Source organism: Rhizobium sp. 10N414 (assembly GCF_056394785.1).
Genome location: NZ_JBFTIN010000026.1, coordinates 36,936 through 49,585, shown reverse-complemented (window position 1 = coordinate 49,585; position 12,650 = coordinate 36,936). Strand labels below are relative to the sequence as shown.

General features: G+C 57.3%; 10 protein-coding genes and 2 pseudogenes. 9 read left to right on the top strand and 3 right to left on the bottom strand.

Annotation, left to right across the window (positions count from 1 at the left end):
* Positions 1–10 precede the first annotated feature (10 nt).
* Positions 11–760 carry a methyltransferase family protein gene (locus tag AC1DE4_RS21380; protein ID WP_477882862.1) on the top strand — a complete coding sequence of 250 codons (750 nt, stop codon included), beginning with the start codon at positions 11–13 and terminating at the stop codon, positions 758–760.
* 296 nt (positions 761–1,056) lie between these two features.
* Here the strand turns inward: AC1DE4_RS21380 and AC1DE4_RS21375 are convergent, their stop codons facing one another.
* Together AC1DE4_RS21375 and AC1DE4_RS21370 are read right to left on the bottom strand one after the other, a co-directional pair.
* Positions 1,057–1,860, bottom strand: coding sequence for a 2OG-Fe(II) oxygenase (locus AC1DE4_RS21375; RefSeq protein WP_477882860.1), 804 nt, complete (start codon positions 1,858–1,860; stop codon positions 1,057–1,059).
* A gap of 689 nt (positions 1,861–2,549) precedes the next feature.
* Complete coding sequence (locus tag AC1DE4_RS21370; protein WP_477882858.1) at positions 2,550–2,945, bottom strand: protein-tyrosine phosphatase family protein; 396 nt, start codon at positions 2,943–2,945, stop codon at positions 2,550–2,552.
* Between the two features lie 194 nt (positions 2,946–3,139).
* Here AC1DE4_RS21370 and AC1DE4_RS21365 point away from each other — a divergent pair, with 194 nt between their 5' ends.
* The 8 genes and pseudogenes from AC1DE4_RS21365 to AC1DE4_RS21330 all read left to right on the top strand — a co-directional run.
* Positions 3,140–3,889: a phosphatase PAP2 family protein gene (locus tag AC1DE4_RS21365; protein ID WP_477882856.1), complete on the top strand. Its 750-nt coding sequence runs from the start codon at positions 3,140–3,142 to the stop codon at positions 3,887–3,889.
* Between the two features lie 172 nt (positions 3,890–4,061).
* Positions 4,062–4,730, top strand: coding sequence for a response regulator (locus AC1DE4_RS21360; protein ID WP_477817470.1), 669 nt, complete (start codon positions 4,062–4,064; stop codon positions 4,728–4,730).
* Positions 4,720–6,150 carry a sensor histidine kinase gene (locus tag AC1DE4_RS21355; RefSeq protein WP_477882854.1) on the top strand — a complete coding sequence of 477 codons (1,431 nt, stop codon included), beginning with the start codon at positions 4,720–4,722 and terminating at the stop codon, positions 6,148–6,150. Before AC1DE4_RS21360 ends, AC1DE4_RS21355 begins: the two co-directional genes overlap by 11 nt.
* Positions 6,151–7,204: 1,054 nt before the next feature.
* Positions 7,205–7,933, top strand: coding sequence for a hypothetical protein (locus AC1DE4_RS21350; RefSeq protein ID WP_477882852.1), 729 nt, complete (start codon positions 7,205–7,207; stop codon positions 7,931–7,933).
* Positions 7,934–7,946: 13 nt separating this feature from the next.
* A complete protein-coding gene (locus tag AC1DE4_RS21345; RefSeq protein WP_477882850.1) occupies positions 7,947–8,522 on the top strand; it encodes a hypothetical protein in 576 nt (191 codons plus the stop codon).
* Positions 8,464–9,024: pseudogene (locus AC1DE4_RS21340) on the top strand (Tn3 family transposase); the annotation flags it as partial. The gene AC1DE4_RS21345 and the pseudogene AC1DE4_RS21340, both read left to right, overlap by 59 nt.
* A 15-nt stretch (positions 9,025–9,039) precedes the next feature.
* Positions 9,040–10,608 (top strand): hypothetical protein, encoded by a 1,569-nt coding sequence (locus tag AC1DE4_RS21335; protein ID WP_477882848.1) that lies wholly within the window; start codon positions 9,040–9,042, stop codon positions 10,606–10,608.
* Between the two features lie 6 nt (positions 10,609–10,614).
* Positions 10,615–11,043 (top strand): annotated as a pseudogene (locus tag AC1DE4_RS21330) (recombinase family protein); the annotation flags it as partial.
* A 724-nt stretch (positions 11,044–11,767) separates the two neighbouring features.
* Here AC1DE4_RS21330 and AC1DE4_RS21325 read toward each other — a convergent pair.
* Positions 11,768–12,649, bottom strand: coding sequence for an ABC transporter permease (locus AC1DE4_RS21325; RefSeq protein ID WP_477882846.1), 882 nt, complete (start codon positions 12,647–12,649; stop codon positions 11,768–11,770).
* Between the last annotated feature and the right edge of the window lies 1 nt (position 12,650).

The following is a 12,650-nucleotide window of genomic DNA, read 5'->3' as shown; positions in this document are numbered from 1 at the left end:
ACAAGAAGCCATGAAGGATCTCATGCTGTCGATCGGGAATTTCTTTTTCAAATATCGAAACCAGGCGTTTCCGCTCATCATTGTCGCATTGTTTGTCGCTGCGCCGCCGGCCGCGACGGTTCTTGGCAGTGCGACGCTCGAACGGTGGAAAGACGCCGCCGCACTGCTCATCGTATCCGCGGGTTTGATACTGCGCGCAACCGTGATCGGTTATGCCTACATCAAGCGTGGCGGCCTGAATAAGCGGGTCTATGCCAAGGACCTGGTCACGGAAGGCATGTTCGGTGTTTGCCGCAACCCGTTGTACGTTGGGAACATGCTCATCTACTCCGGGCTCTTCCTGTTCCACGGCAATCCAGTGGTCGTTGCCGTCGGATGCTTGTTGTTCGGGTTTATCTACCAGTGCATCATTTACGCCGAAGAGGAATTCCTGGCTGACAAGTTCGGGGAGGCATACAGCGCGTACTGCCGGGACGTCCCCAGGTGGGGGCTCAAGCTGAGTGCATTCTCGGCATCCACGGAAGGAATGGCATTCAATATCAGGCGCGTTATTGCCAAGGACTACTCGACGATGTCGTCAACGCTGATCGCGCTGGTGGCTACCGAGTTCTACAGGGTGGCGGCAGATTCCATATCGGATCAGGAGCTCTCTTATGCGATGGTGCTTGTCGGGCTTTTCGTTGCGGTGATTGTACTTACTGGTCTGGTGAGCTCGATGAAGAAAATGGGTGTCTTTGACGAACTGAAAGCTGCACGCTGAAATCTCCTTCGCGTGAGTTTCCTCGGGCCGAACCGCAGGACTGGCTAAGGTTCTGGAGTTCGGTTTTGAGTTTTGGAGGCGCGAGAGAGTGTCCTCGCACTGGGCGATCTTGAAGACCGTATCGACTGGCCGGCTGCCGGTTTTCACCGACGAGCCGACGACGCCGAGCATTGTCTGCCTGCCAGGCGTTCTGTCGTGAACGGCTTCCACATATGGTACCCCCCCGGGTGACGGTAACTGAGCGCTTAGGGGCAGACGGAATGCGAAGGAACGTTAAAGTGCCCGGTGTGGTGCTACTAACCTGGTACTTTGAACAGCGCGCGTGCACGATCGACAAGCTTGCGCCCGACGGAGCGTCTCGGCATTTCAAAAATGATGTTGAAGAGGCGGCGGTAGCTGTCGTCGGGAGAGGTAAGTGCTGTAGCGCCGTGCCAGGCCGACGACGTGTTCTTGAAGAGAAAGCTGTGGTTGTCGGTGATACGAGCCGCAGTGCTCGTCTCGAAGTCCGCGAAATCGGGATTCATAGCTTCGATCTTCTTGCCGCCGAGTACCAGCGTGGCGCCCCCCCACTCGGGATTCCAATCATCGCTCGTATTGAAATAGAGAATATGCGTCCCGATCTTTGGTGGGGTGTCGAGATGCGGCGAGACCTCGGATCCCCGCGAGCCAACGTGCCAGGCATAGCGCGGGATGAATGTGGAAACTCCGAGCGCACGGCGAATGAAACGTTGGTATTCTTTGCTCGTCTCTAGTTCGTCCAAGAAACCCTGCCAGGCCGCGGGCAGTTGTTCGCGACCGACAACGCCACCCGCTTCCGCTGGCCTGTCTCTATGATAGATCGAGTCCTCGTAGGCCAGATAGTGGCGGTTGTGCGGGCGCTGACCATGAGATCGACGTATATTGTTGTGGTGTTCGAACAGCTCAAGCGATGGGAAGTTGGTATAGAGGGACTGAAATCCCTCCCGGGTCAAAAAGCCGCCAATGTTCTCCCAAGGAAAGGGTGCCCTTTTCCTGAACGCGTCAAGGTCGAACTGCCGCAGCAGTTCGTAGTCAATAAAAGTCCCCTTCATAGAATGCCCCTCCGCTGCCTCTTTCCCCAAACCGGTACTTCAAAAATTGCGTAAATTGCTGACCCGAACCTGAAGCGGGCGCCATAGGATGTTGATTTGCTCGCGCTGACGCAGAATTGCTGCTGTTGCGGGCGAGGCTTCGGCTGATTAACTGTTGGATCAGGATATACAGCATCGACTCCAGCGCGCCAACCTCGCCCTGACGGCCCTGCAGTAGACGAGGTGAAGGTTGTTGCGGACATTCTTCAGATTCGGCTACGATCGCGATTTCGCTCGGCCCGTTGTCCGGAATGGACGGCCCGGGCGGAGAGTCCTAAGTCGGTATATGCGGCGACCTGGCCTGTTCCTTGGTGGCCCCCAAGTAGAATTAACGATCATGGCGCGTCGCTTCTGGAGTGATGCCGTTCTGTGCGGTCGGCGTGTCTTCTGGGTGCAGTTCGAAATGTCGGCCATTTCCCGGAAAGGGACGTAACTGAAGCGGCTACATGGTTCAGGCGGTTGGTGGGCGTCATCTCGTTGCGAACGGAGTTCCTCGGAAGCGATGGCGGGTACCACGACAGGCGACCGTGTTTCGATCGGCCAAAAAAGCCAGCTTCTAATTTAGTCCTAAGAGATCGCCACCGCCGGGGCAGAGTTCGCTGATCTTCGAGGACGGCACCCCGTCGTACTGTGCAAGACGGACGGATTGGCGATACGGCCGAAGAATCCAGCCTAACCCCTTATCCCGAAATGATCTTCCAGATCTTCCCAGCTCTTATCCATGGCATATGCTGACGAAAGACGAGGGATACCAACATGGCCAAAATAGTAAGATAGCTGCCGCTCGGCGGAAGGCTTGCCATGAGCTCTACAAGACGGTCCGCCTGCTCAGGTGTGAGAACCTGGGAGGCCGACATCGGGTAGTCAACATGCTCGACGCCAAGTTTGCCCGCGGTCGCGAGTTCCGCGAAATAGCATGTTCCCTTGTCGCCAGTCGCACGCAAATTGATGATCGATTTGATATCGTGGCTGGAGACATACCTCGCAAGTTGCCGGGGAGTAGGTTGAGCCGAGGGATACAATTGCCCTTCAATCACTGTGTGGAAATTGCGGAAAGTTTTCGGAACGCCCTGCACGAGCCTGCTCTTCCTCGGGCTGATGGTCGCTATCGTGATCTATATGACGCTGTCCTAAAGCTCGAGCGAGCCGACAGAAGCAACCCGTTAACTGTCGCAAAAGGTCATCGTCGGTATGATTTGCCGGTTCAGGTGTTTGTCAGGCTGATGATGGATACGCGACAATCTCAGGCTTCATTCGTTGAGATTTGAATATGGTGAGACAGTCGGTCTATACGCCAGCCCCTCCGGCCACAGCAGTACTCGCACTAATCGGCGCATGGTTCGCGTTGCTGGCCACGTTCTATCTCCATCCTTCCCTTGACGTCGAGGTGTCCTCGTTCTTCTTCACCGGCCCACTATGTGAGGCAGCTCTTCCAGATTTTGTCTGCGGGTACTTCCCACTTCGTCGACTGCAGGTCGTCGAACACGTAAGGCAGATACTGTACGTGCTTCCATACGCAGCGGCAGCGCTGATTATCGTGGTCGGCGCGAGTGGCGTTCTTTCAACGGAAATCCGCAAGCGCATTCCGATGGGCAGACTAGTGGTTGCGATCGTAAGCCTTTGCTTGGGGCCGGGACTAATTGTAAACGGGTTTCTGAAATCCTATTCGGGCAGACCTCGGCCTGTACAGACGAGTCTCTTCGGCGGCCCCTTCGATTTTGCAGCAGCCGGGACGTTCGTTGGCGAGTGTGCGAAAAACTGTTCCTTTGTCTCTGGCGAAGCCTCCGGGGCAGGGTGGATGCTCTGTCTACTCTTCCTGCTGCCGTCCCGTATTCGCCTGTGGGTTGGACCGCCATTGGTCGCAGGCTCGTTGATAATGGCAGGTTTGCGTGTCGCAGTTGGTGCACACTACGCGTCTGATGCGTTGCTTGGCTGGCTATTGGCGATCATCCTCTTCATGGCATTGCTGATTGTCGAAGCCCGGATTGCCGACAAGCTGAAAGTCGGCTGGCCGCGGTGAACGCCCAGCCTATACGGCGCGGCGCGTTAATCCAGCAGTTCTGCCGGGTTATCTCGAAAGCCCGTCTTAACCGCCGCCGACTCTCGACGGTCTTAAGGTATCTCGCACACATGGGTTTGTATTGAAGCTCTCTCGCATTCAACAAACGGCTCGCATGTGCTAGGGACAGACTATGAAAATCTTGATCGTTGAAGACAATAAAGAACTTGCCGATTGGCTCGGCAAGGCGCTTCGGCAAGCCCAGTATGCAGTGGACATCGCCTTCGACGGCGAAGATGCCGAGTTGATGCTCAAGGTCGCGAGCTATTCGGTGGTCATTCTTGACCTCTCCCTTCCCAAGATCGATGGCATGACGCTGTTGAAACGCATCCGTCAAAGTGGCGAGAAGGTGCCCGTGATTATTCTGACGGCCAATGCCAGCCTTGACGGTCGGGTAGCCGGGCTTGATGGCGGCGCGGACGACTACCTCGCGAAGCCCTTCGAAATCGCGGAATTGGAAGCCAGGATCAGAGCGGTCGTACGGCGCGGGCAAGACAGGGCCGCGCCCGAAATCATGGTGGGCGATCTGAGATTTGCTGGCTCAACGCGTCAGTTCTTCATCGGCGGTGAACCGCTAGCCCTTACTCCGCGCGAACACGCGGTGCTGGAATACCTGGTTATGAAGGTGGGGACCACGGTGTCAAAGGCCACGCTGTCCGAAAGCGTATTCGGTTTCGATGACGAGGCCGACCCGACTGCAATCGAGATTTATGTTCACCGTCTGCGCAAGAAGCTTGAGAGAAGCTCAGCGCAGATCGCGACGTTGCGTGGTCTAGGCTATCTGCTCCGAGATGCGCAGTGATATGCGGCTGGCGTGGTACAACTATCCGCGGTCGGTTTTTGGGCGGCTTCGCGAAAGCCTGCGAGCGCAACTGCTTGCGTGGGTGATCCTGACGCTCTTCGGTGCGATCTGCTTCAATCTTTACGACAGCTTCCGAACCGCAGACGCCGCGTCGAAGCTTGTTACAGATCATACCTTGCTTGCCTCGGCCCGCGTCATCGCGGAAGCGGTTCGCGTTGACGCAGGAGGTACCGTTGAGGTTGATGTCCCGCCTGCGGCAATCGAAATGTTCGATACCGGATACGAGGATCAAGTCTTCTACCAAGTCATTACGGCTTGGGGAAATCTAGTCGCGGGATATCCCGAACTGCCATTGCCGACTATTGAACGGGTAGGGCAGGATCGCGCCTTTCGTAATGCCGGGGTACGAGCGCTCACGCTGAACCACCCGGTTGTTGGGCTCCCCAAAGACGGCGAAATCGCCGTGACGGTTGCGGTCACGCACAACGCTCAGTATGCGTTGCGGCGCCGTCTATGGTTCTCGGATTTCACGAAGCAGGTTGTCCTCGTCCTCCTCGCGGGCGTTGTCACGATTATTGGTCTCCAGCGTGGGCTCGCTCCCGTGCTTAGATTGCGCGATGCGGTTCGTGAGAGAGGTCGAGATCGGCTCGACCCCTTGTCACCGTCGATGGTGCAATCCGAGCTGCGCCCACTTGTTCTCGCGCTCAACGACCATATGGAGCGGGTCCAAAACCAAATGGCCGCTCAACGGCGATTTGTCTCGAACGCAGCACATCAACTCCGCACGCCCCTGGCGCTCATTTCAACGCAGGCCAGCGTTGCGGCAAGGGAGAAAAATACAGAGCGCCGCGATGAGGCCCTACAGGCGCTTCGCAACAGCACGCATCAGATATCGCGACTTGCCAGTCAACTCCTAACCCTGTCCCGTGCAGAGCCTGGAAGCAGACGGCCACGGACAGACGTTGTCGATCTCGTCGCCGTTGCAAGGGAGGTACTGGGCACGCAAGCCGAGGAAGCGCTTCGCCGCGGCATCGACATCGGGCTCGAGGAGAATGGTTCCGTCGACGTTGAGGGCGACGGCACCATGTTGCGGGAGATGCTGGTAAACCTCGTTGACAACGCCATCCGCTACACGCCTGCGCCGGGCCGGATCACTGTGGCCGTAACGCGACAAAATGGGACAGCCGTGCTTCGTGTCGAGGACAACGGGCCGGGAATTCACCCAATGGAGCGCGAGCACGTCCTCGAGCGCTTCTATCGCATTATCGGCACCGAAGGGGAGGGAAGCGGCTTGGGGCTAGCCATCGTTCTTGAGGTTGCGACGGGTGCCGGTGGAACCGTTTGGCTGGATGACGCCAAGGGTGGCGGACTGGTGGTAACCGTTCGGCTGCCTGCAAGAGCCAAACACTGTGCGTGTTAGCAGGCCCCAACATGCTCAGCCTCGCAAGAAACCAGGCTGACAGGTCAAGGCAAGTTGAGGGCCCTTCAGCCACCCGGAGGCCGGTCTGTCGCAACAGATGATTGGCTAGCACCAAAAAAATAGGGCCATCGACAGTCGAGGCCCAAGGTGTGGAGGTTTGAAACCTCCAGAGGGGAACGGTCGGTGCATGGGATGGGAGGTATTACCCACGTTAATCACCGACTGCACAACATATACGGGCATTTAGTCGACAAAGCAATGGACTGGATCCATCCCCGGGCAACTCTGCGCAGCTGAATAACACGCATAGGTTAGCATCGGTCCATCCTGGTTTTCAATGGTGGCGCTGCGTTGACGATAAGCGACGACACACTGCGGTTGTCTACGTCAGCAGCTGGCCCTGCGCAGGGCTGCATCAGAAAGGGTCTTACAAGGGCTGGGTGCCCACGAGGAAAGATGCTGCCCCAGTTGGCCCTGTCGGCTCGAAGCTGGGATTTTGGCCAAGTTGAAGAACGTTGTGGGAACGCTGCGGGGATAGTTGACGTGTGATTTGCCGGGGGCCGACATTCCGCTTCTGTTTTGTGGAGTGGAGTGACGAGTTTGAGCATTTCGCATGAAGATTTGGCCGAGCGGTGGAGCTTGAGTTTTTCCGATATCGAATTTGTAACCGGTAAACCGACGTCGGCGCGCCTTGGTCTGGCAGTTCAGCTGAAGTTTTTCGCCGCGTACGGCTTTTTCGCATAGGATCACAGTGCCATTCCCGCCGATGGTGTCTCATATTTGGCCGAGCAGCTTGGATTTGATGCGGATACCATGCACGAGTACGATTTCGCTGGTCGAACTGCGCGCCGGCATTGCGCCGAGATGAAGCGCGCCGATCGGGAGGAGCTGACGTTATGGATTGCCTGCCGAGTTGTGCCCGACCGGGCAGTCGGCCGGCGCAATGCTGGATGAGGTTTTTCTCTGGTGCCGGGATCGGTGCATATACGGTCCGTCGCCGAAAGAACTCGAACGCTTGGTGCGTTCGCAACGGTAGCGCTATTTCGATGACCTGATGGCCGAGACCAGCGCTCGCCTGTCTGAACGCGCCGTCGCATTGCTGGAAGGATCGATCACCGATCCGGACGGTCCGACCGGCTTCAACACGATGGGAGGTGATGCTGGACAGGCATCACTCGACAACATCCTTGGCATGACGGCGAAGCTTGCCTTCATCCGAAAGCTCGATCTGCCACAGAATATTCTGGCGACCGCGGGCAAGGCATCGGCGGAGCAGATCGTTCGCCGTGTCTCCGGCGAAAAGGCTTGGGAGATGCGCCGGCACGCGCCGGCCAAACAGATCGGCCTCTACGCGATCTATCTTTCGACAGGACAAGCGCAGCTCACGGACGCCATGGTCGATCTGCTGATCGAGACGATCCACAAGATCGGCTCGCGCTCGAAACGCAAGGTGGTCGGCGAAATCGCCAAGGATATCGAGCGCGTCTATGGCAAGCTAAAGGTGCTGGTCGACATTGCCGTCGTCTCGATCGACGAACCGGCGGGGCGGGTCTGCGATGTTATCTTCCCGATCATCGGCAAGGAAAAGCTTGCTGCCATCATCAAGGAGAGCCAGACGAAAGGCGCTCTCGACCGGCCGATATATAAGGTGATGCGGGCGTCCTGGGCCAATCATTACCGGCGCATGTTGCCTAGCCTGCTCTCGGTAATGGAATTCCGGTCGAATAATGGTCTGGCGTCTGGTGTTGTCGGCATTGGAATGGATCAGAAGCAAGATGGATGACGGATGCCGGTCTGTGTCTGCGCAGGATGTGCCTATCGACGAGGTGGTCCCAGCCAGATGGCGCAGCTCTGTCATCGATGACGACGGTCGGGTCAACCGGATCAGCTATGAGCTTTGCGTGCTCACGCAATTGCGCGATTGCATCCGCTCCAAGGGGATCTGGGTGTTTGGTGCTGATCGTTACCGTAATCCCGACGATGATCTTCCCAGGGATTTCGAAGTCCGGCGTGACGCCTATTATTCCGGCCTCAACCTGACCCCGGACGCACGCGCCTTCACAGCTGGCATTCGGGCGGAGCTGGAAGACGAACTGCGGCTTCTGAACGAGACGATCCCGCGAAACGACAAGGTCAGGCTGCTGTGGCGCGGCGAAAACCGCATATCGATCACACCGTTCAAGCCCCTGGCCGAGCCGAAAGGTCTGGAAGCGGTCAAGGGCGAGATCGGTCAACGCTGGCCGATGACAGGGCTGCTCGATGTGCTGAAGGAGGCAGCGCCCAATACCGGTTTGCTGGACGCCTTCGAAATCGAATCTCCTGCCGATCCTTTCCAGCGGGATCAGCTGGGAAGAGATCGAGCAGCAGTATGACGAAATGGTCAAATACACCGCCGCCATGCAGACGAGAACGGCGGATCCGGAGGCCATCCTGCGGCGGTTTGCCCGCGCTGAGGTGACGCATCCGACCTATAAGGCGCTGAGCGAACTCGGCCGTGCGGTCAAGACGATCTTCTTGTGCCGGTACCTTCGCCAGGAGGCGTTTCGCCAGGAAATCAACGAGGGGCTGAACATCGTCGAGAACTGGAACCGCGCCAACGGTTTTGTGTTCTTCGGCAAGGGCAGCGAGATCGCCACCAACCGCATCGATGAGCAGGAAATCTCCGCCTTGGCTTTGCACCTGCTGCAGGCATCACTGGTCTATGTGAACACGCGCATGCTGCAGACCGTGCTGGTGGAACTGAAATGGGCCGGCCGGATGGCGCCGGAAGACTATCGGGACCTCACCCCGCTCATCTACAATCACGTCAATCCACACGGTCGATTCGATCTCGATTTGAATTGTCGGATCGACTTTGATCGGCTGGCGGCATAACTTTTGGAGACGATAATGGTCAAGATCGCTGAAGCATGCCTGAATGTTCTCTACCAGCACGGGTTGTCGTCGGCACAATTCCAGTTCTGGTTCGAGAGAGCAAAGTATGATCTCCTGGCCGATGGCATGGCCTGCGACGCCATCGTTGCGGAGGTTGTGCAGTCCATGGACAATCATCCTGATGCGGCAACCTTGTTCGGATTGTTGCTGGATGAGGCCCGAATGGGCATCGAGAATGACAGCTCATATGGAATGGCTTTCCTGGAAAATGCAGAAAAGGCCATCAAAGCTCACATTGCCGCCGACGCGTTCGAGCCGCTCCACCGTTTGAAAATCGCGGGTCTGTATCGCCGTTCCGGGCTGCCCGTGCCAGACATCCTGATGCTCGATCCGGAGGGGGAAAGCGCCGCCGTCGAGGTTGCGATGCCGGATCTTGATGGCGCACTTGCCGTTCTAGCGGCGGAAGTTGAGGCTGAAGGTGGTGGCCCGTACGAGTTCTTCAGCGGCCTGGATGAGATGACGGCAGGAATGCCGGACGATGTCAAAGCCGGGTTTATTCATCATCTTATGAGCCTCGATAATCCCTTTTTGGAACGCTGCGCGCTCTATTGGCTGGTGTCTGGGGCAGCATTGACCCGGGAGGCCGTGGCTGCCGGCCTACGAGAAAGGCTCATGCGCGGGGAGCTGGCGCCTGAAACCTTATCCTATTTACCGATTATTCGTGGCTGGTTGCCGGCGAGCGCCGCCCGGACGGCTATCGATGACATTAGCAAGCTGGCTCGGCGACAAGGTCTTGCCGATGTTTCCAATCAAAACAGGGCGAAGCCGATCGTCAGCGACATCATGGCGACCACGGCTGACGGTGTCGGAGCGCAGGGCATTACGATCGTCGGAAAACTGCAAGACCGGACATTTGTTGCGATGATCCTGTTAAAGACCGGTTACGGCATCAAAGATGCCTTTGTCATTCGTTGCCGCTCAAAGCGCGAGGCAAACAGCATCATCTCCTATTCTCGCCAGGAAACAAACAGCGTCAAAATAGATAGAATGGCTGCCGAGCTGCTGCTGGAGGCGGCTCTGGCGGATGGGATGGAAAACGGCCATCCACCCGCGCCTGGCTTCATTGACGTCATGGAGGCTTGCGGCTTGAGCCAATTGCAGCCCCAGGAAAGAGATCTGCAGGCTTTGCTGGAACATGCCGATCCACAAAGGGAAATCCAGAATGCGACAGCGGCACAACTGGATCGGATGCTTCGCAACGAGTCCGCACTGGATGCGCTCGTCCCGTTCGCCGATAGCTGGTTTGAAGACACAGCAGAAACACGCACCATTCTCCAGGGCTCGCGCTCGTCGCGAACAGTTGAAAAAAGGATCTGGGCCTTTCTCGAAGGGCGGCGAGACATTTGGGCGAGACGATTTTTGCAAACCGCCATCATTCTCAAATCGGCCAAGAAGGAGCGAATGTCAAAAGCACTGGCAGCCGCAGCCTTCGCGCTGATGCACAAGCATCATCTACAGGACATTCCGCTCATGGAAGATATCGTTATGGCCACACTGGATTCAGGCGGCGTATCTCCGTGGTGATATTGCGCCTCGCTCGAAGGCCGGCCGCAACTGACGACCATCCTCGACTTCATCCATGCCGGCGAAACCCTCGTCATCACCCGCATCGACCGGCTGGCCAGATCTCTGCGCGATCTTCAGGTGATAGTCGACCGGCTTAAGGCCAAGGGCGCGCATCTGGTGGCCACCGAGCAGCCCGTCGATACCTCCACAGCCGCTGGAAAGGCGTTCTTCGACATGCTCGGCGTCCTCGCGGAGTTCGAGACCAATCTGCGGCGCGAGCGACGAGCTGAAGGCATCGCCGCTGCCAGGAAACGTGGCATCTACAAGGGCCGCCCGCCGAAGATTGACCGCGCAGAAATCCTGCTTCGTCTGCAACAGGGCCACGGGCCAAGCCAGATTGCCCGTGATCTCGGCATATCGCGCGGCACGGTCTATCAGGTCCGTAAAGGTGTTTCCCCAATGAGCAAGGCCGCCCGCGTCACCCGTTTGACACCAACTTCATGCGAAAAAATCCAGGCCCTTATGCTCGAAGCGTGCAAAACGATCGCCGCAGATCACGGACTGGTCATCGAAAGCGCCGGATGGCGTGGCCTGGAGCCCGGCTTCGCGTTCGAGCCGTCGTTTCGTGTCAGTATTCCCGCACCAGATGGAAAGCCGCTTAATCTGAAAAAGGAGATGTTCGCTCTGCTGGCCGAACAGTACGGCCTGGAAGCGACTGACTTCGGACGCGAGTTTATCGCCAGCGGTGAGCGCTTCCGGATCACGGGCATTGATCCGCGGCGGCCCAAATATCCAATCTCGGTGGAGCGTATTCCCGATCGCCGAGGCTTCAAGTTTACCGCCGACAATGTGACTATGCTGCTCAACGCGCAAGTCAAACCCTGACGTTCACCAATCGTTCTTCAACTTGGCCAAAATCCCAGCTTCGAGCCGACGGGGCCCAGTTGCCGCGCTGGATAAGTGGACGGGTCGGACACCTCGTAGCTTCGATTCTTCAGACATGCCGTCGCGCACCGAATTTGAACGACGACTCTCTGCGAAGGAGGAATTGCTGGACACGTGTCGTGTGATGGCAATCTATTGCTTAAAAGCAATAGATTATTGCGGTTTACGCAAGAAATAGATGAGGCCGGGCCCGTACGAACCCAGCCCCATGGTCCTTGGGAGGACTAGGTGCTTATTGCGTGTCGATGTGCTGTTGCGGACGCCATTTGGCGAGCCTGTTTTCGATCAACGTCATGATGAATTCCGCGAAAAGCGTAACGACCATCACAAGCAGGATCGCGGCATACATTCCGGCAGCATCGAATGTTCCTTTTGCGATTGAAATCAACTGGCCGATGCCGAACCGAGCTCCGACGAACTCGCCGACAATCGCACCGATAATCGCAAAGCCGAAGGATACGTGCAGGCTGGCGAAGATCCAGCTCATGGCAGAAGGGATCACAACTGTGCGCGTTACTTGCCAGTCAGATGCTCCCAGGATGCGAGCGTTGGCAATCATGTTGCGGTCCGCCTCGCGGACGCCCTGGAAGGCGTTGGCGAACACCACGAAGAACACCATGATGAAGGCGAGGGCAACCTTGGACGGTAGCCCAAGGCCCATGATCATGATGAAGATCGGCGCGAGAACCACACGCGGGATCGAGTTGATCGCCTTGATATAGACCGAGAAAATGTCCGACAGGAACTTGTTGCGGCCAAGGCCGATGCCGACGAAAACGCCGGTGATCGATCCCGCGAAGAACCCGATCAGGGCTTCTTCCATTGTGACCCAGAGATTGTACCAGAGCGAGCCTTCAGTGGTTCCCTGCGTCGCCCATTCGTAAAGCCGCTGCATCACCTCGCTGGGGCTGGAATAGAAGAACGGATCTATCCAGTGCATGTTGGAGGAGAGCTCCCACATGCCGACGACAGCTACCAGGATAAATACCTGCCAGAATAGAACGAGGTTCTTCCGGCGCTTTATGGCTTTCAGCGCACTAGCTTCAATTTCGGCATCAGAGGTGCCGGCGGAGAAGATTGGCGCGGTTCGGGCCTCGAAAGTCGTGTATGCCATG